Here is a 23,347-nt window from a genome sequence, read left to right on the forward strand (position 1 = left end):
GGCTTCGGCCTGCCGGGTTTCTATGACCGGTCTACCACCCCGTGTACAGTCGCCTCCTTACATCGTGTGGTAGCGAGATGGAGGTGCTCATTCATAGGAGCTTCGTCATGGAAAAAATCACGCCTGATCCCCCGCCATCCTCCTCGGATGACACGCCTCAAACGCCACCCAACCTCATCTTCACCGTCCGCCCCGGCCTAAGCACTGAAGCTGCCTTAAGCAATGCCAGCGAAATGCTGGAGTCGGCAACCGTGTGTGCCTATGACTGTGCCGAGCATCTGGATGGATCGGGCCGCAAGCAGGTGCTGGCGGTGGTGCAGATGATTGAGATTGCGCAGTTGTTGGTGGATCAAGCGCTGAATCGGGAGTGTCCGGTGGTCTGACAGCCGATGAGGTCTCCTGTGGGAATTGGCTTGTCGGATCGCCGCACCTCTGCGATGGCGGTTTAGCTGCAATTGATTCGGTGCCTGACACGCCGCCATCGCGGGCAAGCCCGGCTCCCACAGTTGATCTTCATTGGCTTGGAGAAAGCGTTTCACTGGCAAGAAAAAGGCGACCCGAAGGTCGCCTTTTGTCATTGCGCGTACTGCTTGCTTAGCCCCGGTGGCACGCCCTGCACGTCGGTCTCTTCCCAAGGCCCGTTCGGGCTGATCGACCGGCTCCAACCGTTGCTCCAGCGGTAGTACGTGCGCTGGCGGTAGAAGGTATCCGGCTGTTCTTCCAGCACGTACACCTGCATCTTGCCGTCCCAGTGGCTGGCCGCGCCCGGTGGTGGGGCGAAGGTCGGCGATTTGGTCGGCACGGGTTTCGGTGGCGGGGTAACCGGGCCGGAGGGTTTGGTGCTCGGCTGGGTCGATGGGCCTGACGGTGGGATGGTCGGGCCGGTGGGCCCGGGAGGTGGGCGGTGGACCGCACAGGCGCTCAGGCCCAGTACCAGGCTGAGCAAGGTGATGCGTGCAAATGCGGTCATAGGCGTTTCCTCGAGTTACTTGTCCGGACTGTCGATGGTCAGCTGCTGCAAGGCAGTGGTGGTGCTGGCCAGGGGTTGGCTGCGGCCGATCCATTCGCCAGTGGTCGGTTGACCGGCCCGGGATATGCGCGCAACCAGTTGGACTTCAGGGAAGTTGGACAGTTTCAACTGCGGCATCATCGCGTCGGCGTCGCCGAGTTCGACGGTGATGGGCAGCTCGGCGACGGTGACGCGCTTGGCGGCCAGCGGTGCCGGCGGGCCTTTCACGGCACGGGCAAAGATAAATACGCTGTCGGTGGGCAGGGCCTTGGCTTTCACGTCGGCGGACAGGTCCACGCGGACGTTCATCACGGTTTTTTGAGAAGCAACGGTGCCGCCACTCTCTTTGAGCTTCTCGGCAGCGCGGTCAATGCCACCTTGCAGCGCTGCGCGGGAGTTGTCTTGCGGCGGCAGCTGGGCCAACAGACGATTCCAGTAGTCGATAGCCTCTTGATAACGCTGGCCTTCAAAGGCAGCGATACCCAACAGGCCGAGGCTGGTGACTTCCTTTGGATCGAGCTTCAACGCCTCGTCGGTGAGCGCCTGCACCTTGGGCGACCACTGTTTGTTGTCAGCAAAATACTGCGCCTGGGCCCACTGGCCGAGCAGTTCCGGCTGGCGCCCGGCCAGCGCCACGGTGCGTTCGAACACCTTGGCGGCATCGGCGGAACGGTCCTGGGCCATGTAGGCGCGACCGAGGAAGTACAAGCCTTCCGGCGAGTCCGGTTGGGCAGCGGCGGCGCGTTCCAGGCGGTGGGTCATGTCTTCCATGGACACCGGCGGCTGGGAGAATTCGCGGGTCAGTTCAACCTTGTCGCTGGCCCCGTAATGCAGGTACAACGCAACCCCCAGGACCGGCACCAAGAACGCCGCCAGAAATGGCAGTGGCTTGCCCAGGCGCGATTCACGGGGTTTTTCCACGCCTTCCGTGTCAGCCAGTAATTCACGCGCCGCTTCGGCGCGGCCGGTGTCGAGTTGCGCGGCATTCAGTACGCCTTCGTCCTGCTGCACTTGCAACTCGGCCACGCGTTCTTGGTAGAGCGCCACGTTCAGCGCGGTGCGATCCTCTTCACGCTGGGCGCGGCGGCCGCGCAGGACAGGGATCAACAGGAAACTCAGGGCAATCAGAAGCAGCAAGCCAGCTGCGAGCCAGAAATCAATCATCAGTCTTGGTGTCCAGCAATTGGTCGAGGCGTTTGCGCTCTTCGGGGGACAGCGCGTCGGAACCATCGGTCGGCGCAGCACGGCGACGGCGCACGATCACCGCCATCACCACCACGCCCGCCAGCAGCAGCCCGGCGGGGCCGAACCACAGCAGCGCGGTCTTGCCGGTGAGGGCCGGTTTGTAGCGCACGAAATCACCGTAGCGGTCGACCATGAAGTCGATGATCTGCTGGTTGTCCTTGCCCTCCCCCAGCATGCGGAAGATCTCTTTGCGCAGGTCGGCGGCGATGGGTGCGTTGGAGTCGGCGATGTCCTGGTTCTGGCACTTGGGGCAGCGCAGTTCCTTGGTCAGTTCGCGGAAACGCTCGCGGTCCACGTCCTTGGCGAATTCATAGGTGTCGATGGCGGCGTGGGCCACGCCGGCCAGTCCCAGCGCCAGCACCGCAGCGGCTAACAGACGCTTCATGGCTTGGCCTCATCGACCAGTGCCTGGTACTTGGCGGCCAGTTGCTCGCGCCACACCACTTCGTCGATCACGCCGACGTACTTGTCGCGGATCACGCCCTTGGCGTCGATGAAGAAGGTTTCCGGGGCGCCGTAGACGCCCAGGTTCAGACCGAGGTTGCCGTCTTCATCGCGGATATCCAGTTGGTACGGGTTGTGGAACTCAGCCAACCACTTCAAGGCCGCGGCATTGTCGTCCTTGTAGTTGATGCCGTAGATCACCACGCCCTTCTCGGCCAGCGTGTTCAGCACCGGGTGCTCGACGCGGCAGGAAATGCACCAGGTGCCCCACACGTTGACCAGTGCCGGTTTGCCCAGCAGGTCGGCCTGGGTCAGGGTCTTGTCGCCCTGCACCGTTGGCAGGCTGAACGCCGGGAACGGCTTGCCGATCATGGCCGACGGCAGCTCGGCCGGGTCCAGATAAAGGCCGCGATACAGGAACACCGCCACCACCAGAAACATCGCCAGCGGTACGACCATCAACCAACGCTTCATACCGCCGCTCCCTGGCCGAGGGCTTCACGCACCCGGCTCTTGACCTTGACCCGATACCGTCGGTCCAGCGCGGCCAGCAAACCACCAAAGCCGGTAAGCAAGCCGCCGAACCAGATCCAGCGCACAAACGGTTTCACATGCACCCGCACCGCCCAGGCGCCCTCGCCCAACGGTTCACCCAGCGCCACATACAGGTCACGGGTGAAACCGGCGTCGATGCCGGCTTCGGTCATCATCGAACTCTGCACGGTGTACAGGCGTTTTTCCGGGTGCAACACGGCGATTTCCTTGCCATTGCGCACGACACGCACCGTGCCTTTGTCTGACGTAAAGTTCGGCCCTTCGAAGTGCTTGGCGCCTTCGAAGATGAAGTGGTAACCGGCCAGGTCCATGGACTCGCCCGGCGCCAGGCGCAAGTCGCGCTCGGCGCTGTTCTGGCTGGAGAGCACCACGCCAAGGGCGCACACGGCGATGCCAATGTGGGCGATCTGCATGCCCCAGTAGCTGCGGGTCAGGGTCGGCAGGCCTTTGACCAGGCCTTTGTGACGGGTCTTGTCGAAGATGTCGCGTACGCCGGCCAGCAACACCCAGGCGGCGAGCAGGAAAGTCGCGAGCACCGCCCAGTTGAAGTCGCCATAGGCAAACCCGGCGATCACCGCCAAGGCCACGCTGCCGAGCAACACCGGCATCAGCATGCCGGCCAGCCATTTCACCGGGGTGTCTTTCCAGCGCACCAGCATGCCCACCGCCATCACCACCATCAACAGGCCCATCAACGGGATAAACAACGCGTTGAAATACGGCGGGCCAACGGACAGCTTGGCGCCGCTCAAGGCGTCCAGCACCAACGGGTACAGGGTGCCGAGCAGGATCATCGAAGCGGCCACCACCAGCACCAGGTTATTGCCCAGCAACAGGGTTTCCCGCGACCACAGGTTAAAGCCGACCTGGCTCTTGACCACTGGCGCGCGCAACGCAAACAACGTCAGGGAGCCGCCGACCACAAACAGCAGGAAGATCAGGATGAACACGCCGCGCTCCGGGTCGGACGCGAACGCATGCACCGAGGTCAGCACGCCCGAACGCACGAGGAAGGTGCCGAGCAGGCTGAGGGAAAATGCCGCGATGGCCAGCAGCACGGTCCAGCTCTTGAACACACCGCGCTTTTCGGTGACCGCCAACGAGTGAATCAGCGCAGTGCCGACCAGCCAAGGCATGAACGAGGCGTTTTCCACCGGGTCCCAGAACCACCAGCCGCCCCAGCCGAGCTCGTAATAGGCCCACCAGGAGCCGAGGGTGATACCAATCCCGAGGAAGGCCCAGGCGACAATGGTCCACGGCCGCGACCAGCGCGCCCAGGCGGCATCGAGGCGCCCGCCGAGCAAGGCGGCGATGGCGAAGGCGAAGGCCACGGAGAAACCGACATAGCCCATATAGAGCATCGGCGGGTGCACGATCAGGCCGATGTCCTGCAGCAGCGGGTTGAGGTCGTGCCCGTCCACCGGGATCTGCGGCAGGATGCGGGTGAACGGGTTGGAGGTCATGATCAGGAACAGCAGGAAGCCGATGCTGATCATGCCCATCACTGCCAGTACGCGGGCCAGCATCACTTGCGGCAGCTGGCGCGAGAACACCGACACCGCGAAGGTCCAGCCGCCGAGGATCAGCGCCCACAGCAGCAACGAACCTTCGTGGGCGCCCCACACAGCGCTGAACTTGTAGTACCAAGGCAACGCGCTGTTGGAGTTATTCGCCACATAGGCGACGGAAAAGTCGTCGGTCATGAAGGCGTAGGTCAGGCAACCGAACGCGAACACCAGGAAGGCACATTGGCCCCAGGCGGCCGGCTGCGCCAGGCTCATCCACAAGCGGTCGCCGCGCCAGGCACCGAGCAACGGCACCACGGCCTGAACGATGGCAAAGCACAGGGCGAGGATCATCGCCAACTGGCCCAGCTCTGGAATAAACAGTGCGGACGTCATGGCTTAGCCCTCCTTGGCAGGCGTTGGCGCGGATTGGCCGCTGTCTTTCAGGGCCTTGGTCACTTCCGGTGGCATGTACTTTTCATCGTGCTTGGCCAGCACTTCGTCGGCCACCACCACACCGTCAGCGTTGAGCTTGCCCAGGGCGACGATGCCCTGGCCTTCGCGGAACAGGTCCGGGAGGATGCCGCGATAAGTAATGGTCACGGCTTTGTTGAAGTCGGTGACGACGAAGGTCACGTCGAGGGAGTCGCCGGAGCGTTTGAGCGAGCCCTTCTCCACCATGCCGCCGGCACGGATGCGCGTGTCGATCGGCGCTTCGCCATTAGCGATCTGCGTGGGCGTGTAAAACAGGTTGATGTTCTGCTGCAAGGCGCTCAAGGCCAGGCCGACGGCAATGCCGACGCCCACCAGAATCGCAAGGATGATCAACAGACGCTTTCTACGCAGCGGATTCACTTTTCGGTCTCCCGGCGCAGACGTCGCGCCTCTTGTTGCAGGTAACGCTTGCGGGCCAGGATCGGCGCGGCGACGTTGAGGGCCAGCACCGCCAGGCAGATGCCATAGGCCGTCCACACATACAGGCCGTGGTGGCCCATGGCGAGAAAATCACTGAAAGAAGCAAAACTCATCCGCGCGCTCCCAGGCTGTTTTGCACTTCGGCCTTGACCCAACTGGTGCGGGCTTCACGTTTGAGCACTTCGAGGCGCATGCGCAGCAGCAACACAGCGCCGAAGAAACAGTAGAAACCCAGCACCATCAGCAGCAGCGGCGCCCACATTTCCACGGGCATCGCCGGTTTTTCAGTGAGGGTGAAGGTGGCGCCCTGGTGCAGGGTGTTCCACCACTCCACCGAGTATTTGATGATCGGGATGTTGATGACGCCGACGATGGCCAGCACCGCGCAGGCCTTGGCGGCACTGTCACGGTTGCTGATCGCGTTGCCCAGGGCAATCAGACCGAAGTACAGGAACAGCAGGATCAACATGGACGTCAGTCGTGCATCCCACACCCACCACGAGCCCCAGGTCGGTTTGCCCCAGATCGCGCCGGTGACCAGCGCCACAGCGGTCATCCACGCACCGATGGGCGCAGCGCATTGCAGGGCCACATCGGCGAGTTTCATCTTCCACACCAGGCCGACGATGCCGCACACCGCCAGCATCACGTAGCAGGACTGCGCCAGCATCGCGGTAGGAACATGGATATAAATGATGCGAAAACTGTTGCCTTGCTGGTAGTCCGGCGGCGCGAAGGCCAGGCCCCAGACCAGGCCGATGCCGATCAGCAACACGGCGGCGACGCTCAACCACGGCAGCAGTTTGCCACTGATGCCATAGAACCATTTGGGCGAGCCGAGCTTGTGAAACCAGGTCCAGTTCATTGCTGTTTCCATCACGGTTGCTTCTTGTCGTTGCAAGAAGCGTAGGGTCTTTACTGACTAAAACATAACGTCTTGGTCAGACCTCATTATTCGCCGACGCTGATCTTCAGGCCGGCCGCTATAGCAAAGGGTGTCAGGGTTACGGCCAGGGCGGTCAGGCTACCCAGCCACAAGAGGTAACCGGTCGCCGGCATGCCCATGAGCGCGGCTTGCAAGGCGCCGCTGCCCAGGATCAACACCGGGATGTACAACGGCAGAATCAGCAGGGCCAGCAATAGGCCGCCGCGCTTCAAACCCACGGTCAACGCCGCGCCCACCGCGCCCAACAGGCTGAGGGTTGGCGTGCCGAGCAACAAAGACAGGAGCAACACCGGCAGGCACTCGGTGGGCAACCCTAGCATCATCGCCAGCAACGGTGAGAGCAGCACCAGCGCCAGGCCGGAAAAAGCCCAGTGTGCCAGCACCTTGGCCAGTACCAGAAGTGGCAAAGGGTGCGGCGAAAGGACCCACTGTTCGAGGGAACCGTCTTCGAAATCACTGCGAAACAGCCCGTCCAGCGAGAGCAGCACTGATAAAAGCGCCGCCACCCACACCAGTCCTGGGGACAAGGTTTGCAACAGTTTAGTCTCTGGGCCCACCGCCAACGGGAACAGCGCGATCACAATCGCGAAGAACACCAGCGGGTTGGCCAATTCGGCCGGACGACGGCACAACAACCGTGCTTCGCGGGCGACCAGCAGGGCAAACACGCTCATGCTGACCACCGCCCCAGGTCCAGATCACGGTAACCGATGGGCTTGCGATTGAGCGTGTGATGGGTGGTGAGGACAACCAGGCCACCCTGTTCGCAATGCTGGGCCAGGTGTTCTTCCAATTGGGCGACGCCTTGCTTGTCGAGGGCGGTGAAGGGTTCGTCAAGAATCCACAGCGGCGGGCCCGGCAGGTACAGACGCGCCAGCGCCACGCGGCGCTGTTGGCCGGCGGACAGGGTATGGCAGGGAATGTCTTCAAAACCCTTGAGGCCGACGGCGGCCAGGGCCTGCCAGATAGCGTCGCGGGAAGCAGGATGATGCAGGGCGCTGAGCCAGCTGAGGTTTTCTTCAGCGGTGAGCACGTCCTTGATGCCGGCGGCGTGGCCGATCCAGACCAGGTTGCGCGCCAGTTCAGTGCGTTGTGCGTTGAGGGGCTTGCCGTTTAACCGAACTTCACCCGCCGTCGGCTGCATCAACCCGGCCAGCAGCCGCAGCAAACTGGTCTTGCCGCTGCCGTTGGGGCCGCTCACCTGCACCATGTCGCCGCCGGCCAGGCGCAGTTCGAGGTGCTCGAACAGCAGGCGCAGGTCGCGTTCACAGGCAAGCGCTATGGCTTCAAGAAGAGGGCTGGTCAAAAGATCGCGGGCCTTTACGGTTCAAGTCGGCGGTGCAGCGGCCGTTAAAGAGAAATGCACAATAACGGCTTTGGCGACCGATTTTAGAGAGCTGGATCAAATAGTTGTGAGGTTTTTAGCGCTCTCTTTGCAGACGGGCGGCATTATACATGTGATGCCCTACTCTAAAGAGGGCAATTTCCCCAGAGACGACGCGCGCGATGACCGGTGAGATCAACCTTCCTACGCTTCCACCCGCCCCGGCAGCCGGGCCCGGCCCTGCGCCTGCAACCGGCGAGTTGCTGAAACTGCTGGAGCCGCAGATCGGCCTGATCGACCCTGGAAAAACCGCGAACGCCGAAGTCATCGCCCTTAAACAAGGCGGTGAAGCCTTCCAGTTGCTGCTCAAACTGACCCTTGAAGGCGGCCGCCAGACCCTGGTGCAGGCGACCAGCCCCCAGCCGCTGCCACTGGGCAGCAATGTGGCGGTGAGCCAGACGTCTACTGGCAACCTGACCCTCAGCCTGCAGCAGGCCTTGAGCGCCAATGTCGCCGCCCTCACCCGTATCGACACTAACCAGATGCCGGTGGGCACGCTGTTGCAGGCCAAGGTGCTGACCACCCAGATGCTGCCCCAGGGCACGGCGCAACCGGCGATCTACCGCTCGCTGGTCACCGTGCTCAACAACGCCCTGGCGGGCGCGACCTTGACCGTGGAAAGCCCGCAACCCCTGCGCGTCGGCAGCTTGCTCAGCGCCGTGGTGCAGAACGCACAGACCCTGAGTTTTGTGCCGCTGAGCGGGCTCAAGGATCAATTGGCCGTCACCCAGCAATTGTCGACCCAGCAAAGCCGCCAAGGCTCGCTGGATGCGGTATTCACCGTGCTGCAGAACCTGCCTCGTGGCGACAGCACCTCCGCCGACCTGCGCGCCGCCGCCGACCGTCTGTTGGCCGCTTTGCCGGACTTGGCGCAAGTGAGCAATCCCAAGGTACTGGCGCAAGTCATCCAGAACAGCGGCGCGTTTCTAGAAGCCAAACTGCTTGCCGGGCAAAACCCACAGATCCCACCGCTGGACATGAAAGGCGCGCTGCTGCGCCTGGTCGCCGACTTACTGCCCGCCCTGCCCGCCAGCACCAATATGAATGCCATCCTCGCCGCCAACACCCTGGCCCAAGTGCTGCCCAACTTCGTGCGCAGCCCCCTGAACACCCTCGGCCAGGTCAGCGCCCGGCAGATACCCGCCGGTTTCCCGTTGCCCGAGCGGTTGATGGCGAAACTGGAAGGCGAAGGTGACCTGGAAAACCTGCTGCGCCTGGCCGCCGGGGCGATCTCACGGTTGCAGAGCCATCAGCTGTCGAGCCTGGAGCAGACCGGCACCACCGCCGACGGCCGCCTGCAAAGCACCTGGCAGTTGGAAATCCCGATGCGCACGTTGCAAGACATCGTGCCGCTGCAAGTCAAGTTCCAGCGCGAGGAACCGCCGCCGGATAAGGACCAGCCCGAACGCAAGGACAAGAAGGACGCCAAGCAGATGCTCTGGCGCGTCGAACTGGCCTTCGACATGGAGCCGCTGGGGCCGTTGCAGGTCCAGGCGCAACTGACGCAGGGCAAACTGTCCAGCCAGCTGTGGGCGACGCGGCCGTTTACCGCCAGCCTGATCGAAAGCCACCTGGGCGCCCTGCGCGAGCGCCTGGTGACGTCGGGCCTTAACGTCGGCGACCTCGACTGCCACCTCGGCACCCCGCCACGCGGGCCAAAAACCGGATTGGAGCAACGCTGGGTGGATGAGACCGCATGAAGAACGCCAACCCACCGCGCCAGGCAATTGCCCTCAAGTACGACGGCCAGCAGGCGCCGACCCTGACGGCCAAGGGCGACGATGCCCTGGCCGAAGCCATCCTGAAGCTGGCGCGGGAAAATGAAGTGCCCATCTATGAAAACGCCGAGCTGGTGAAGCTGCTGGCGCGGATGGAACTGGGGGACAGCATTCCGGAGGAGTTGTACCGCACAATTGCCGAGATCATTGCGTTTGCATGGACGCTGAAGGGCAAGTTTCCGGTGGGGTATGACCCGGATGCAGGGCCGGTGGAGCGCGACATCACCGAGCGCGGCGACGATTACTGAGGCCTATGAAGACCTCAATGTGGGAGGGGGCAAGCCCTAATGCCAGTCAGCTGAGGGTGAGCACCGTACCTGTGGCGAGGGAGCTTGCTCCCGCTGGGTCGCGAAGCGGCCCCAGCTCTTTGTTTCAAAAGACTGGGACTGCCGCGCAGTCCAGCGGGAGCAAGCTCCCTCGCCACGGGTTAATTTTCGCTCTTGCTGCTTCTTAACTGACTGGCATTAGGGCTTGCTGCCTCCCACATTGGGATCAGCGGTCAGTTCAGGACTTCGCTTAGCGGGATGAAATTGACCCGGTCACCCCTCTCCAGCGTCGTGCCCTCCAACACCTCCACAAACCCCTCCGCCCACGCCGCACTGCGCAGTACGCCGGAGCTCTGGTTGCGGTAGATGATCGCCTTGCCTTGCTCGATACGCCCGCGCAGGTATTCGCGGCGGTTGCCGGGTTTTGGCCAAGTGAACCCCACCGGTACTTCAAAGCGCAGCGGCTCGACGTCTTGCACACCTTGACGGCGCAACAGGTACGGGCGCGCCAGCAGCGCGAACGTCACCAGCGTCGAGGCCGGGTTGCCCGGCAGACCGATCACCGGCACGCCACGGAAGTGGCCGAACGTCAGCGGCTTGCCCGGTTTGATCGCCAGTTTCCACAACGCCAGCTCACCCTCTTCACGCAGGGCGATGCCAAGGAAATCCGCCTCGCCCACCGACACACCGCCCGTGGACAGGATCAGGTCGACCGCGCCCAGGCTCGCCAGGCGGGTGCGGGTCTGTTCCAGGTCGTCAGGCAGGATGCCGGCGTCGATCACTTCACAGCCCAGGCGCGTAAGCCAGGAACACAGCACCCGTCGGTTGCTGTTGTAGATCTGGCCCGGCCCCAGCGGCAAACCGGGTTCGATCAACTCGTCACCGGTGGACAGCACGGCCACGCGCGGCCGGCGAATAACGTCAAGACGGTCATGCCCGAGGGACGCCGCCAGGCCGAGTTCAATCGGGCCCAGGCGCGTGCCGGCGGTCAAGACCAACTCGCCTGCGGTGGTTTCCTGCCCTCGGGGGCGGATGTTCTGGTCGACGTGCAGGGGCTCGGTGAAGCTCACGCGCTCGTCGGCGTGGACCACCGCGTTTTCCTGCATTTCCACACAGTCAGCCCCTTCAGGTACCGGTGCGCCGGTGAAGATGCGCGCGCAGGTACCGGCGGCCAGAGGTTCCGGCGCCTGGCCCGCAAAAATGCGCTGGCTGACCACCAAGGGCTCACCGGTCCAGTCCGACAGGCGCACGGCGTAACCGTCCATGGCACTGTTCGGCCACGGCGGCAGGTCAAGGGTGGAGACCAGGTCTTGGGCCAATACGCGACCGTCGCAGTCGGCCAGGGGCAAGGTATTGCGCTCGCGGATCGGCGCGGCCTCGGCCATCGCCAGCAGCTGTTGCAGTGCTTGTTCTACCGGCATCAGGGTGCCGGTCTTGCCAGGCTTACCCACGGGATTCACAAGGCTCGGCCTGTTTCAGGTGCGGCACGAAATTGCACGGGCGGTGGCGGTTGTCCAACTGCTCGGCGAGGATGCCGTCCCAGCCGGTGCGCACCGCATTGGTGGAACCCGGCAAGCAGCACACCAACGTGCCATTGGCCAGGCCGGCCAGGGCGCGGGACTGCACGGTGGAGGTGCCGATGTCGGCGACGGATATCTGCCGGAACAGCTCGCCAAAGCCATCGACCTGTTTGTCGAGCAGGCAACTGACGGCCTCGGGGGTGCTGTCACGGCCGGTGAAGCCGGTGCCGCCGGTGATCAGCACGACTTGCACCACGTCTTCGGCGATCCAGTGAGCGACCTGGGCGCGGATCTTGTAGAGGTCGTCCTTGAGCAGCACGCGCTCGGCCAGGGCGTGGCCGGCGGCGGTGAGGCGGTCGACGAAGACCTGGCCGGAGGTATCGGTTTCGAGGGTGCGGGTGTCGCTGACGGTCAATACAGCGATGTTCAGGGGTACGAAGGGCGCATCTGCCTTGGCGTTCATGGCACGGTCCGGTTGTCGAAGGAACAGCCCGATGTTATATCACAGGCCCCCCTTTTGCTGCCGCTGCGGAACCGCCATGCCTATCGATTCATCCCCTCTGCCCTGTTCGGTGTTGCTGCTGTCCGGAGGGCGCGGCCAACGCATGGGCGGCCAGGACAAGGGCCTGCTGGAATGGCGTGGCCAACCGTTGATCGCGCATTTACAGATGCTGGCGCGACCGCTCACGGATGACCTGATCATCTCGTGCAACCGCAACCCGGAGCGCTACGCCGACTATGCCGACCAGTTGGTGAACGACGACAGCCCGGACTTCCCCGGCCCGCTCGCGGGTATCCGGGCGGGACTCGCCGCCGCACGTCATGAGCACTTGCTGATATTGCCGTGCGATGTGCCGCATATCGACGCCCCATTGCTCGCCGACCTGCGTGAGACGGCACGGCGCAACCCGCTGCTGCCGGTGATGGTGCGCCATGGAGAGTTCTGGGAACCGCTGATCTGCATCATCCCGACCCGCCTGCGGGCCGCGGTGGAAGACGCCTGGCATGCCGGTGAGCGCAGCCCGCGCAAGATCTTCCTGCAACTGGGCGGTGTGGGCCTGGAATGCCCGGCGGATGACCCGCGCCTGGCCAACCTTAATACGCCGCAGCTGTTACAGACGCCGTCGGGCGTGTCAGAATGAACCTCGCTTAAGGAACTTTGTCGGCGCCCCGCGCGTCACAAGGTCAGCTATTAAAAAGTATTCTCTCGGAGACAATCTCATGACTCAACGGACCATCGCCGCTCTCATGCTTGCACTGGGCCTCGCCACCCTCGCCGGTTGCGCTTCGCCGACAGTGATCACCCTGAATGACGGTCGCGAAATCCAGGCCGTCGACACCCCGAAATACAACGAAGATTCGGGTTTCTACGAATTCGAACAACTTGACGGCAAGCGCACCCGCATCAACAAAGATCAGGTTCGCACCGTTAAAGACCTGTAAGTCTTAGCGTTTGCCAACAAGGCCCGCCTCGCGCGGGCCTTGTCGTTTCTGGCGGTTACCAGTCGAGGGTGATCCGGCTGCGAAAATGGCGCTCCTCGCCCGTCACAGGGTCGATAAACCGTACGCCCTGGGCCAGCAGCTTGAGCGGGTTGGCGTAGTCGTCCACGGCATCCTTGATGACGTCAGGGTAGAACGGGTCGTTGCAGATACTCGCGCCGAGGGCAGTCATGTGCACGCGCAGTTGGTGCTTCTTGCCGGTCACGGGGAACAGGCCGTAGCGCCATAGATCAGCCTTTTTTTCGCGCACTTCAACGGCCGTCTCGGTGTTGCTTACACCAGGGCCTTCTTGCATGCGAAAGAACGGCTCGCCCTCTACCAGGCGGCTTTTATGCACCCTGGGGAACGTCAGGTTCGGCAGGGCTGGCGCGATGGCTTCGTAAAATTTATCGATCTGGCGTGTGGGAAACAGTTGCTGATAGGCCGAGCGGCTGGCCGGGTTGGCCGAGAACAGCACCAGGCCGGCCGTATGCCGGTCGATACGGTGCAAGGGCACCAGCGCCGGGTTGTCGAGGCGGCGAATCAGACGGCGCAACAGGGTTTGCTCGACGTATTCACCGGCCGGGGTCACCGGCAAAAAATGCGGTTTGTCGGCAACCACCAAGTGCTCGTCGGCATACAGGATGGTTTCCTGCACCGGGATCACCTTCTCGTTGGGCACTTCCCGGAAGTAGTAGATGCACAGCCCTTCCTTGTAGGCCAGGTCCAGGCTGATCGGGCTGCCGTTGATGTCCAGCACCCGGCCCCTGGCGATGCGGTCCAGCCAGTGTTCACGGGCGATCGCCGGGAAGTGCTCGCACAGGCAATCGAGCACTGTCGCCCAGGGGCCGGGCGGGAGGTACAAGGTGCTGGCTTGGTGCTGGGACGCGGAAAAACCGGATGTGGACATGAAATGCTCAAAGCCTGGGAAAACACGCGGGCATTATCCCGCATCGAGCGGGATTGAGCCTAGGGCCGATCTCAGGCCTTGACCAACTCCGCGCGCAGGAGCGGTGAGGCACTCGCGGCGTCGGTGAATTCCTTGAGCCAGCGCAGCACGTCCACCGCCTCCCAGCGGCCGGGGTCATACAGCGCGTATAACAAGCCTTGGTAACCCACCACGTCCAGCTGCTTGTGGTAACCGGCACGCTGGAACAGCGCTTCGATCTCGGCAAAACAGGTATTGAAATGCACTTTGTTGAACGGCGTCTTGCCTTCCGTGACCAGGCCATCGAGGCGCAGCTCGTTCACCGCATCGCGCACGACGTCGGCGGACATGCGATTGACGCTGCTTTTCAGTTGTTCGACATTCACCACGGGCGTTCCCTCTATTTCAATCGCTGTACAAACATACAGTAACGCAATATTTAGAAACCCGCCATCGGATAACACTCAGCGAAGGAAGGCCACCACCTGTTGTGAGTCAAAAGGCCAATCCAGTTCCGCCCCGGTGTCCACCCGGCGAAGCACCGGAATCCGCAGGCCATAGACGTCGGTCAGGTCGTCGGGATCGGTGATATCCACCAGTTCCACCAGCAACCCGTGTTCGACCAACGGCATGATTTCGGCCTCGGCAATTTCACAAAGATGGCAACCCAGGGTGCCGAACAACTGGCATTCAGGAAGCATGACGAAGGGTCCTGATCAGGAAGTAGGCCAACATTCTAAGCCCGCTGACGGCATGAAGCCCACCACCACAAAAACCCTGACCCAGGTCACCATGGCCTATAACTGATTCAGCGATTCTCGCGGCTTTTTGCCTGCCCCCTTGCAACGGAGATGCGTGTGTTTGCCAACCTGCTGATCATTCTGGCCTCATCCCTGGTGGTGATTGCGCTGTTTCGCCGACTGCAATTGCCGCCCGTGCTGGGCTACCTGTGCGTCGGCCTGGCCGTGGGGCCCACTGCGCTGGACTGGGTGAATGACAGCGAAGAATTGCCCGATCTCGCCGAACTGGGCGTGGTGTTCCTGCTGTTTTCGCTGGGCCTGGAGTTCTCCCTGACCAAGATGCTCGCCCTGCGCCGCGTGGTGTTTGGCCTGGGCAGTTTGCAGGTGCTGGGTTGCGGGATGCTGCTGGCGGTCTTGTTGATGGGGTTTGGTGTAGCGCCGGGTATCGCCTTGTTGCTCGGTGCAGGGCTGGCGTTGTCCTCCACCGCCATCGTCAGCAAGGAGCTGACCAGCCTCGGTGAAATCTTCAGCAGCCATGGCCAGAACGCGATTGGCGTGCTGCTGTTCCAAGATGTGGTGGCGGTGTTGCTGTTGACCCTGGTCCCGGTGTTTGCCGGCACCGGCGAGCAAGCCTGGTATTGGGCGCTGCCGTTGACCCTGGGCAAGACCGTGGTGTTGTTTGTCGGCCTGTTGCTTGCCAGTCGTTGGTTACTGCCGCGTTTGTTTCATGAAGTCGCCGCCTCCCATTCGGCGGAGCTGTTTGTGCTGCTGGCGCTGGTGATCGTTTTGCTGACCGCCTGGCTCACCCACCTGCTGGGGCTCTCCCCTGCTCTCGGGGCTTTCCTGGCCGGGATGTTGCTGGGAGAAAGCCACTACCGCCATCAAATCGAAGCGGATATCCGCCCGTTTCGCGACATTCTGCTGGGGCTGTTTTTCGTCAGCATCGGCATGCTCATCGACCTGCAACTGTTCGTCAGCCATAGCCTGCTGATCCTCGGCCTCACCCTCGCCCTGATGCTGATCAAAGGCTGCGTGGTCGCTGCGCTGGTCAAGCTGCGCGGCAGCGACGGTGAGACCGCCTGGCGCAGTGGCCTGGCCCTGGCCCAAGGCGGCGAGTTCTGTTTTGCCTTGATGGCGCAGATGCAGCAAAGCCGATTAATCCCCGATGAGTTCAACGGCTTGCTGCTCGCCGCCACGTTCTGCTCGATGCTGCTGACCCCGCTGCTGCTGCGCGCTGCACCGAGCATTGCCCTGCGCTTGCACCGCAAGCCCAACCAGCAAGTGCAACTGGAGGCAATCACTGCACTTAATGCTCAGTTGCATGGGCATGCGGTGATCTGCGGTTATGGCCGCGTCGGCCAGTCCATCGGGCGTTTCCTGCGCAAGGAGCAACAGGCGTTTATCGCCTTGGATGACGACCCGGAACGGGTACAGGAAACCGCCACTGAGGACAGCAGCGTGCACTATGGGGATTGCCGGCGTGGCGCCCTGCTCAGTGCCGTGGGCCTGGAGCGCGCGCGGCTGGTGGTGATCGCCGTGGACAACAGTGACGTCGCCTTGGTGGTGCTGAAGGAAGCACGTCGGATCAACCCGGACGTGCCGATCCTGGTGCGCACCCGCGACGACAGCCAGCTCGCCGAACTGAAAGCCGCAGGCGCCAGCGAAGTGGTGCCCGAGCTATTGGAGTCGAGCCTGATGCTCGCCTCCCACGCCTTGGTCCTGCTGGGCCTGCCGGACCAACAGGTGCAGGCGCGGGTCGATGAGGTGCGGCAGAACCGCTACCGCCTGCTGCACGGTTTTTATGCGCAGCCGAACAACGAAGACGAGGCGCCGATCAATCCTGACTGACCGCGCCGATCTTGTGGATCGACAGGTCCGCGCCGTAATACTCCTCTTCCTGGCTCAGGCGCAGCCCGGTGACGCGCTTGATCACGCCGTACACCAGCAAGCCGCCGACCAGCGCCACGATCACACCGAGGGCGGTGCCGATCAACTGGCTGACCAGGCTGACGCCGCCCAGGCCACCCAGCGCCGTCTGGCCAAAGATGCCGCAGGCGATGCCGCCCCACACACCGCACAAACCGTGCAGCGGCCACACACCCAATACGTCGTCGATCTTCCAGCGATCCTGGGCGGCGATGAAACACCACACAAACAGGCCACCGGCGACGGCGCCCGTGACCAGCGCGCCGACCGGATGCATCAGGTCGGAACCGGCGCAGATCGCTACCAGCCCGGCCAGCGGGCCATTGTGCAGGAAGCCCGGGTCGTTGCGGCCAATGATCAACGCCGCGACCGTGCCGCCGACCATCGCCATCAACGAATTGACCGCCACCAGTCCACTCACGCCATTGAGGGTTTGCGCGCTCATCACGTTAAAGCCGAACCAGCCGACGATCAGGATCCACGAGCCCAGCGCCAGGAACGGAATACTCGACGGCGCGAACGCCACCAGGCGTCCCTCGCGGTAGCGCCCGTTGCGCGGCCCGAGCAACAACACTGCCGCAAGCGCCAGCCAGCCGCCCATGGCATGCACCACCACGGAACCGGCGAAGTCATGGAAGCTGGCGCCAAAGCGCGCGAGCAGCCAGGCCTGCAGGCCGAAATTGCCGTTCCACACCATGCCTTCAAAGAACGGGTAGATAAACGCCACGATCAACGCCGTGGCACACAATTGCGGGGCAAACCGCGCACGCTCGGCGATGCCGCCGGAAATGATTGCCGGGATTGCTGCCGCGAAGGTCAGCAGGAAGAAGAACTTCACCAGGCCATAACCGTGGTCGGCACTGATCACCGCCGCCGGTTGCATGAAGCTCACACCGTAGGAGATCCAATAGCCTATAAAGAAATAGGCCAGGGTCGAAATGGCGAAGTCGCTGAGGATCTTTGACAGCGCGTTGACCTGGTTCTTTTGGCGCACGGTGCCGACTTCCAGGAACGCGAAGCCCGCGTGCATGGCCAGGACCATGACCGCACCGATCAGGATAAACAGGGTGTTGGAGCTGTGGACGAGCGTGTCCACTGCACTTTGCAAATTTTCCATGGAGGTTGGCAGGCCTGCAATAAAGGCAAAAAGCACCAAAGCGGTTCAAGCCAGGGTTGCGCGCACTAAATTGGCACCACCGGTCCCACCCTTCTTCAGAGGGTGTGAACCGCTTTAGCGCAGCGATCAACACAACAGGCCGTTGCCGACAGGGTTTTTCCGCGAGTTTCAGTTATTTAGGGTAAGGTTTTTCAAGGCATTGCCTGGGACCGCCCGGATTCAGCGCAGGCCTTGAGGCCTGCGCACCAAGGCAAAGCAAAAGCTGTACCACACAATTGCACTGAACCTTCACCGACGCCGGTGACTCGAAACCACTACGTACAGATCAGCCAATCACGGAGATAACCATGGCCAGAAGAACTGCAAAGACTGCTCAAGAAATACTGATGGCGGATTTTCAAACCCTGGTGACTGACACCGAAAGGTTGCTGGACGACACCAAAGTGCTCGCCGGTGACCAGGCCGATGAGCTGCGGGCCAAGATCCACGACACGCTGCTCCAGGCCCGCGAAACCCTGAAGCAGACCGAAGATTCGCTGCGCGAACGCGGCCAGGCGGCCGTCACCGCGACCGAAGATTACGTGCAGGCCAACCCTTGGCAGTCGGTGGGCATTGCCGCCGGTGTGGGCTTTCTGATCGGCCTGCTGGCCACAAGGCGCTAAATCATGTCTATCGGCGAAACTGGCTCGTCCACAGGGACTACCTCAAGACGTCTGGGCGCGGCCGTTCTGGGCTTGCTGCACAGCCACGTCGAATTATTTGGCATCGAATTGCAGGAACAGAAGGCCCGCACCGTCAGCCTGCTGCTGTTCGCCGGCTTGGCGCTGGTGTTTGCGCTGCTGTTGCTGGTGGGGTTGTCGACGTTGGTGATGATCCTGGTGTGGGACACCGGTTACCGCCTGACCGGGATCATCTGCCTCTGCGTGTTCTACAGCCTGGCCGCGGCGTTCTGCGGGGTGCGCTTGAAGGCGGCGGTGTTCGATGAATCCACACCGTTCCACGCCACCCTCGAAGAGCTGGCCAATGACCGGGAGCGCTTGTTGCCATGAGCCTGACTGAAATGCCTAAAAACACGTCGCGACGGGAAATGCGCAAGGCGTTGATTCGCCTGCGCATGGAAATGCACCGCCAGGAAATCCGCCACGAGTCCCAGCAATTGATGCTGCCTTTGAATAAGGTGCGCAACATGGGCCAGAACTGGCAGGGCAGCCTGGGCATCAAGCACGCGCCGCTGTGGGGCGTGGCGGCGGTGACGCTGATGGGCTTCTTGACCGGCAAAGGTGCCAAGGGCGGCGGTATCAGCGGCATGACCCGCCTGGTACGCCTCGGTGCCGGCTTGATCCCGCTGATCAAACTGGCCATGCAAGGCACTTCGCGTAAAAGTTGAAGCAGGCGGGCTGGCGCACGTTAAAGGTGAAGGCTGTACCTCTGGCTTAAAGGTGAATGCTGTACCTTTCTACGGCTTATCAGCCCTGCTGGCTGCATTCTTGCTAACAGAATCGGCCCGATCCTCGTTTTTGAGGGCCGGGCCTTTTTTTCGCCACCTCTCTTAAGGAGGCCCCGTGATCGACGGGCAACCGCTTGCCTGCTTCCAGCCGTTTATCGACACCGCCACCGGCCGCATCGCCGGCGTCGAGGCCCTGGGCCGTCTGCGCCAGGTCGACGGCCGCTTGCAGTCCGTGGGCCCGCTGTTCGCCGACCCGCGCACGCCAGGCGTGAGCTTGCGTCGGCTTGACCGACAGATCCGCGATAACGCGTTGAGCCGCTTGCATGAAGCGCCTGAAGACTGGTTCCTGAGCTTGAATATCTCGCCGCGCTGGATCAACCGCCTGCGCCCGGGCCAAGCGCTGCCGAGCCTTAAACAGATCCATAGTCATGGTGTCGATCCACGGCGAATCGTGTTCGAGATCACCGAACTGGGTGGTGACATCCAGCGCCTGGCCAACGTGGTCGCACGTTATCGCGAGGCCGGCGCGCGCATCGCCATCGATGACTTCGGTGCCGGCTACTCGCAGCTTGACCGGGTACTGGCGTTGCAGCCGGATATTCTCAAGCTGGACATGCGCCTGTTCCAGGAGGCTGCCCGCGGCGGGCCGAGCAGTGAAGTGGTGCGGGCACTCGCGCAAATGGCCGAGAAGACCGGCTGCTGGATCATTGCCGAAGGCGTGGAAACCGAGGCGCAGTTGAGCTTTGCCCTGGAGTGTGGCTCGCGCTATGTGCAGGGTTATCTGTTCGCCCAGGCGCAGTTGGACTGGTTTGCCGCCGACGCCTTCGTGCCGCGTTTCGCCCAGTTGCGCACGGCCTACGTCCAGCAAAAACTGGCTGAGCGCGGGCGCATCATGCAACTGCGCCAGCAATTGGCAGAGCTGATGAAGATCCTGCAGAACTGGGCCCTGGCACAGGCGCCGCTGAGCCAGTTGCCGCAACTGCCGGCGTTCCCCTGGCTGCTGCGGTTTTACCAGTGCGACCGACATGGCACCCAGCTGACGCCGAACTTTGAATGGCGCCAGGACGCCTGGCAGGCCGACAGCCGCTACCTGGGCCACAATTGGTCATGGCGCCCGTACTTCTACCACTTGCTGGCCGAAGGGTGGGAGGAGCGACGCCTGACCTTGTCCTCGACCTACCGCGACGCGACCACCAACCAGTATTGCCTCACGGCCGGACAATTCTTCGATAACGGTCAGCGTTTGCTGTTAATCGATATCGATGCGGTCGGGCTGTAGTTTTTCGCTTGCCCCGCCCACGCGGAACCGGGAAGCTGGCAGGGTCATTCACCGCACGGAGAGTAACCGCCTTGGATTGGCCCACCCTGCTTACCCGCGAACGTCTTGGAAAGCCCCTGCACAGCCCGGAAGAACTGGGCCGTAGCCCGTTTCACAAAGACCATGACCGTATTATTTTCTCTGGCGCGTTTCGCCGCCTCGGTCGCAAGACCCAAGTGCACCCGGTGTCCAGCAACGACCATATCCACACGCGCCTGACCCATTCGCTGGAAGTCAGCTGCGTCGGCCGCTCGCTCGGCATGCGCGTGGGTGAAACCCTGCGTGGCGCCCTGCCCGACTGGTGCGACCCGAGCGACCTGGGCATGGTGGTGCAATCGGCCTGCCTGGCCCACGACATCGGCAACCCTCCGTTCGGGCACTCCGGCGAAGACGCCATCCGCCACTGGTTCCAGCAGGCGGCAGGCCGCGGCTGGCTGGATGACATGAGCAGTGCCGAGCGCAATGACTTCCTCAACTTCGAAGGCAACGCCCAAGGCTTCCGCGTGCTCACCCAGCTGGAATACCACCAGTTCGACGGCGGCACGCGGTTGACCTACGCGACCTTGGGCACTTACCTGAAATACCCCTGGACGGCGCGCCACGCGGATTCGCTGGGCTACAAGAAACACAAGTTCGGCTGCTACCAAAGCGAACTGCCGATCCTGGAACAGATCGCCCACAAACTCGGCCTGCCGCAGCTCGAAGAACAACGCTGGGCCCGCCACCCGCTGGTGTACCTGATGGAGGCAGCGGATGATATCTGCTACGCCTTGATCGACCTGGAAGACGGCCTGGAAATGGAGCTGCTGGAATACGCCGAGGTCGAGTCGCTGCTGCTCAACCTGGTGGGCGATGACCTGCCCCAGACCTATCGCCAACTCGGCGCCCAGGATTCGCGCCGACGCAAGCTGGCAATCCTGCGCGGCAAAGCCATCGAACATTTGACCAACGCGGCGGCGAGTGCCTTCGTCGAACAACAGGATGCCTTGCTCGCCGGCACCCTGCCCGGCGACCTGGTGGAGCACATGCATGGCCCCGCCAAACGCTGCGTGCTGGATGCCAAGGACATGGCGCGCAAGAAGATTTTCCAGGACAAGCGCAAGACCCTGCATGAGATCGGCGCCTACACCACCCTGGAAATCCTCTTGAACGCCTTTTGCGGTGCAGCCTTGGAACAACATGGTGGACGCACGCCGTCATTCAAGAACCGGCGCATTCTCGACTTACTGGGCAACAATGCGCCGAACCCACAGTGGCCTTTGCACACTTCGTTCCTGCGCATGATCGACTTTATCGCCGGCATGACCGACAGCTATGCCACCGAGATGGCGCGGGAAATGACCGGGCGTTCCAGCCCTCAATAACGAGCACGATCAAGCTGCCTGTTGCCTGAAAGGAATCTACCTACGAAGGGAACAGAGCGGCCTGATCGAATTCGCACAAGCACCCGATGAATAATCACGCACGCTCCGGGCGATCCAGGCGAACTGTTCCTACGCGCCCCCCATCGACGCTTGACTCACCGTGTGCCCCCCAAAATGCCCAGTTATCCGCTCCGTATCCTGTTGGTGGAGGATCATCCATTCCAACTCCTCGCCACCCAGTGCCTGCTCAGGAGCTTCGGCTTCGCACGGCTGACCCCGGCCGAAAACGCCGAGCAGGCAATCTGCTTGATGTCGCGGGCCGAGGTGCCCTTCGACATCATCCTGTGTGACCAATGCCTGCCCGATTTGCCGGGGCTTGAGCTGATTGAAATCGCCAGTCGCCGGCGCTTTACCACGACCGCCATCCTGCTGAGCGGATTGCCCGTGGTAGAGCTAGCCACCCTGATCGCCCAAGCCATGGATCGTGGCCTGCCACTGCTCGGCTATTTATCAAAGCCATTAAACAAAGATGAACTTGCACGCTTGATCTGCCCATTGCTCAGGTTACAAATGTAGGATTTTAAACATCATGATCCGATGAAATATGCCTGTACGATGCCCGTTAAATCCACGATAACAACCTTTAGCTCATTCACTTCCGAAGCCTTGTGATATCGCTTCACAAAGCCTTAGCAGATGGTAGGTATTTACCTTTTTTAGTGTAGGAATTTTCCTGTTTTGTACCTACTTGCCCCTGAGCTCATGCCCCCCTGTGCTCTTCTGAGCTAATGTGCCCGCTTTATTTGCACTTACACGGACTATGATCATGAACTCAGTTTTTATTATCGACGACCATCCGGTTATACGGCTTGCCATCCGGATGTTGTTGGAGCATGAAGGTTACAAAGTGGTGGGTGAAACGGACAACGGATGCGACGCCATTCAAATGGTCCGAGAATGCCTGCCTGACCTGATTATCCTCGATATCAGTATTCCCAAGCTGGATGGGCTTGAAGTGCTCTGCCGATTCAACGCAATGAATACACCGATGAAAACCCTGATCCTGACAGCCCAATCCCCTACCCTGTTCGCCACCCGCTGCATGCGCTCGGGCGCCGATGGCTACGTGTGCAAGGAGGGCGACCTGAGTGAGTTGCTGAGCGCCATCCGCGCGGTGCTGTCCGGCTATAACTACTTCCCCAGCCAGGCATTGACCACCAACGGTATAGACGGTGTGGAAACCCAGGAACTTGAATTATTCAAAACCGTCAACGATCGGGAACTAATGGTATTGCAATTATTTGCACAAGGTCGTACCAACAAGGAAATTGCCAAAGGCATGTTTCTGAGCAACAAAACAGTAAGCACTTATAAAAAGAGGCTGATGCAGAAACTTCAAGCCAAATCCTTGGTAGAACTTATCGAGATGGCAAAACGAAACGCGCTAGTGTGAGAAAGCGG

The 23,347-nt window shown here is 62.0% G+C and carries 29 protein-coding genes; 13 read left to right on the forward strand and 16 right to left on the reverse strand.

Annotated elements, in window-relative coordinates; genetic code table 11:
• Window positions 1–107: 107 nt before the first annotated feature.
• Window positions 108–383 carry a DUF6124 family protein gene (locus tag AC3ZU9_RS19540; protein WP_489096761.1) on the forward strand — a complete coding sequence of 92 codons (276 nt, stop codon included), beginning with the start codon at window positions 108–110 and terminating at the stop codon, window positions 381–383.
• A gap of 191 nt (window positions 384–574) precedes the next feature.
• Here AC3ZU9_RS19540 and AC3ZU9_RS19545 read toward each other — a convergent pair whose 3' ends face one another.
• The 10 genes from AC3ZU9_RS19545 to ccmA form a co-directional block, all read right to left on the reverse strand.
• Entirely contained in the window at window positions 575–970 is a 396-nt protein-coding gene (locus AC3ZU9_RS19545; protein WP_012723040.1) for a hypothetical protein, read from the reverse strand.
• Between the two features lie 15 nt (window positions 971–985).
• A complete protein-coding gene (gene ccmI / locus AC3ZU9_RS19550) occupies window positions 986–2,173 on the reverse strand; it encodes a c-type cytochrome biogenesis protein CcmI (RefSeq protein WP_490091209.1) in 1,188 nt (395 codons plus the stop codon).
• Complete coding sequence (locus tag AC3ZU9_RS19555; protein WP_490091210.1) at window positions 2,166–2,639, reverse strand: cytochrome c-type biogenesis protein; 474 nt, start codon at window positions 2,637–2,639, stop codon at window positions 2,166–2,168. Before AC3ZU9_RS19555 ends, ccmI begins: the two co-directional genes overlap by 8 nt.
• Window positions 2,636–3,172: a DsbE family thiol:disulfide interchange protein gene (locus AC3ZU9_RS19560; RefSeq protein ID WP_046035737.1), complete on the reverse strand. Its 537-nt coding sequence runs from the start codon at window positions 3,170–3,172 to the stop codon at window positions 2,636–2,638. Before AC3ZU9_RS19560 ends, AC3ZU9_RS19555 begins: the two co-directional genes overlap by 4 nt.
• Window positions 3,169–5,154 (reverse strand): heme lyase CcmF/NrfE family subunit, encoded by a 1,986-nt coding sequence (locus tag AC3ZU9_RS19565; RefSeq protein WP_122809775.1) that lies wholly within the window; start codon window positions 5,152–5,154, stop codon window positions 3,169–3,171. The genes AC3ZU9_RS19560 and AC3ZU9_RS19565 overlap by 4 nt, the downstream gene beginning before the upstream one ends.
• A 3-nt stretch (window positions 5,155–5,157) precedes the next feature.
• On the reverse strand, window positions 5,158–5,613 hold the full coding sequence (gene ccmE, locus AC3ZU9_RS19570) for a cytochrome c maturation protein CcmE (RefSeq protein WP_012723035.1): 456 nt from the start codon (window positions 5,611–5,613) through the stop codon (window positions 5,158–5,160).
• Complete coding sequence (gene ccmD, locus AC3ZU9_RS19575) at window positions 5,610–5,786, reverse strand: heme exporter protein CcmD (RefSeq protein WP_003172771.1); 177 nt, start codon at window positions 5,784–5,786, stop codon at window positions 5,610–5,612. Before ccmD ends, ccmE begins: the two co-directional genes overlap by 4 nt.
• On the reverse strand, window positions 5,783–6,538 hold the full coding sequence (locus AC3ZU9_RS19580; protein WP_012723034.1) for a heme ABC transporter permease: 756 nt from the start codon (window positions 6,536–6,538) through the stop codon (window positions 5,783–5,785). The genes ccmD and AC3ZU9_RS19580 overlap by 4 nt, the downstream gene beginning before the upstream one ends.
• An 86-nt stretch (window positions 6,539–6,624) precedes the next feature.
• On the reverse strand, window positions 6,625–7,293 hold the full coding sequence (gene ccmB / locus AC3ZU9_RS19585; protein ID WP_012723033.1) for a heme exporter protein CcmB: 669 nt from the start codon (window positions 7,291–7,293) through the stop codon (window positions 6,625–6,627).
• On the reverse strand, window positions 7,290–7,925 hold the full coding sequence (gene ccmA / locus AC3ZU9_RS19590) for a cytochrome c biogenesis heme-transporting ATPase CcmA (RefSeq protein ID WP_122809776.1): 636 nt from the start codon (window positions 7,923–7,925) through the stop codon (window positions 7,290–7,292). The genes ccmB and ccmA overlap by 4 nt, the downstream gene beginning before the upstream one ends.
• 200 nt (window positions 7,926–8,125) lie before the next feature.
• Between ccmA and fliK the strand changes: the two genes are divergently transcribed.
• Window positions 8,126–9,703, forward strand: a complete 1,578-nt coding sequence (gene fliK, locus AC3ZU9_RS19595; RefSeq protein WP_122809777.1) for a flagellar hook-length control protein FliK — start codon at window positions 8,126–8,128, stop codon at window positions 9,701–9,703.
• The gene (locus tag AC3ZU9_RS19600) at window positions 9,700–10,029 is read left to right on the forward strand and encodes an EscU/YscU/HrcU family type III secretion system export apparatus switch protein (RefSeq protein ID WP_046035741.1); all 330 of its coding nucleotides are present in this window, start codon (window positions 9,700–9,702) and stop codon (window positions 10,027–10,029) included. Before fliK ends, AC3ZU9_RS19600 begins: the two co-directional genes overlap by 4 nt.
• A 251-nt stretch (window positions 10,030–10,280) precedes the next feature.
• On the opposite strand, the gene AC3ZU9_RS19605 is transcribed toward AC3ZU9_RS19600, so the two are convergent.
• Window positions 10,281–11,507 (reverse strand): molybdopterin molybdotransferase MoeA, encoded by a 1,227-nt coding sequence (locus AC3ZU9_RS19605; protein ID WP_012723029.1) that lies wholly within the window; start codon window positions 11,505–11,507, stop codon window positions 10,281–10,283.
• Window positions 11,491–12,030, reverse strand: coding sequence for a molybdenum cofactor biosynthesis protein B (gene moaB, locus AC3ZU9_RS19610; RefSeq protein ID WP_012723028.1), 540 nt, complete (start codon window positions 12,028–12,030; stop codon window positions 11,491–11,493). The genes AC3ZU9_RS19605 and moaB overlap by 17 nt, the downstream gene beginning before the upstream one ends.
• A 76-nt stretch (window positions 12,031–12,106) precedes the next feature.
• Here moaB and mobA point away from each other — a divergent pair, with 76 nt between their 5' ends.
• A complete protein-coding gene (gene mobA / locus AC3ZU9_RS19615; RefSeq protein ID WP_046036480.1) occupies window positions 12,107–12,709 on the forward strand; it encodes a molybdenum cofactor guanylyltransferase MobA in 603 nt (200 codons plus the stop codon).
• 79 nt (window positions 12,710–12,788) lie between these two features.
• Window positions 12,789–13,010, forward strand: a complete 222-nt coding sequence (locus AC3ZU9_RS19620; RefSeq protein ID WP_010211805.1) for a YgdI/YgdR family lipoprotein — start codon at window positions 12,789–12,791, stop codon at window positions 13,008–13,010.
• A gap of 55 nt (window positions 13,011–13,065) precedes the next feature.
• On the opposite strand, the gene AC3ZU9_RS19625 is transcribed toward AC3ZU9_RS19620, so the two are convergent.
• The 3 genes from AC3ZU9_RS19625 to AC3ZU9_RS19635 form a co-directional block, all read right to left on the reverse strand.
• A complete protein-coding gene (locus AC3ZU9_RS19625; RefSeq protein ID WP_490091211.1) occupies window positions 13,066–13,956 on the reverse strand; it encodes a pseudouridine synthase in 891 nt (296 codons plus the stop codon).
• Between the two features lie 71 nt (window positions 13,957–14,027).
• Window positions 14,028–14,363 (reverse strand): hypothetical protein, encoded by a 336-nt coding sequence (locus tag AC3ZU9_RS19630; protein ID WP_043205014.1) that lies wholly within the window; start codon window positions 14,361–14,363, stop codon window positions 14,028–14,030.
• A gap of 75 nt (window positions 14,364–14,438) precedes the next feature.
• Entirely contained in the window at window positions 14,439–14,675 is a 237-nt protein-coding gene (locus tag AC3ZU9_RS19635; protein WP_093546085.1) for a glutaredoxin family protein, read from the reverse strand.
• Between the two features lie 150 nt (window positions 14,676–14,825).
• Here AC3ZU9_RS19635 and AC3ZU9_RS19640 point away from each other — a divergent pair, with 150 nt between their 5' ends.
• A complete protein-coding gene (locus AC3ZU9_RS19640; RefSeq protein ID WP_122809779.1) occupies window positions 14,826–16,562 on the forward strand; it encodes a cation:proton antiporter in 1,737 nt (578 codons plus the stop codon).
• Here the strand turns inward: AC3ZU9_RS19640 and AC3ZU9_RS19645 are convergent.
• Window positions 16,549–17,757: an ammonium transporter gene (locus tag AC3ZU9_RS19645; protein ID WP_046036490.1), complete on the reverse strand. Its 1,209-nt coding sequence runs from the start codon at window positions 17,755–17,757 to the stop codon at window positions 16,549–16,551. The genes AC3ZU9_RS19640 and AC3ZU9_RS19645 overlap by 14 nt on opposite strands.
• A 347-nt stretch (window positions 17,758–18,104) precedes the next feature.
• Between AC3ZU9_RS19645 and AC3ZU9_RS19650 the strand changes: the two genes are divergently transcribed.
• From AC3ZU9_RS19650 to AC3ZU9_RS19680, 7 genes are all read left to right on the forward strand, one after another.
• Window positions 18,105–18,419 (forward strand): ElaB/YgaM/YqjD family protein, encoded by a 315-nt coding sequence (locus AC3ZU9_RS19650; RefSeq protein ID WP_012723021.1) that lies wholly within the window; start codon window positions 18,105–18,107, stop codon window positions 18,417–18,419.
• A gap of 3 nt (window positions 18,420–18,422) precedes the next feature.
• On the forward strand, window positions 18,423–18,806 hold the full coding sequence (locus AC3ZU9_RS19655) for a phage holin family protein (protein ID WP_012723020.1): 384 nt from the start codon (window positions 18,423–18,425) through the stop codon (window positions 18,804–18,806).
• Entirely contained in the window at window positions 18,803–19,144 is a 342-nt protein-coding gene (locus tag AC3ZU9_RS19660; RefSeq protein WP_012723019.1) for a hypothetical protein, read from the forward strand. The genes AC3ZU9_RS19655 and AC3ZU9_RS19660 overlap by 4 nt, the downstream gene beginning before the upstream one ends.
• A gap of 175 nt (window positions 19,145–19,319) precedes the next feature.
• Window positions 19,320–20,483, forward strand: a complete 1,164-nt coding sequence (locus tag AC3ZU9_RS19665) for an EAL domain-containing protein (RefSeq protein ID WP_012723018.1) — start codon at window positions 19,320–19,322, stop codon at window positions 20,481–20,483.
• A gap of 71 nt (window positions 20,484–20,554) precedes the next feature.
• Window positions 20,555–21,886: a deoxyguanosinetriphosphate triphosphohydrolase gene (locus tag AC3ZU9_RS19670; RefSeq protein ID WP_012723017.1), complete on the forward strand. Its 1,332-nt coding sequence runs from the start codon at window positions 20,555–20,557 to the stop codon at window positions 21,884–21,886.
• Between the two features lie 174 nt (window positions 21,887–22,060).
• Window positions 22,061–22,462, forward strand: a complete 402-nt coding sequence (locus AC3ZU9_RS19675) for a response regulator (protein WP_012723016.1) — start codon at window positions 22,061–22,063, stop codon at window positions 22,460–22,462.
• A 250-nt stretch (window positions 22,463–22,712) separates the two neighbouring features.
• Entirely contained in the window at window positions 22,713–23,339 is a 627-nt protein-coding gene (locus AC3ZU9_RS19680; protein WP_012723015.1) for a response regulator transcription factor, read from the forward strand.
• Window positions 23,340–23,347 lie beyond the last annotated feature (8 nt).

Source organism: Pseudomonas sp. A39, assembly GCF_058145955.1.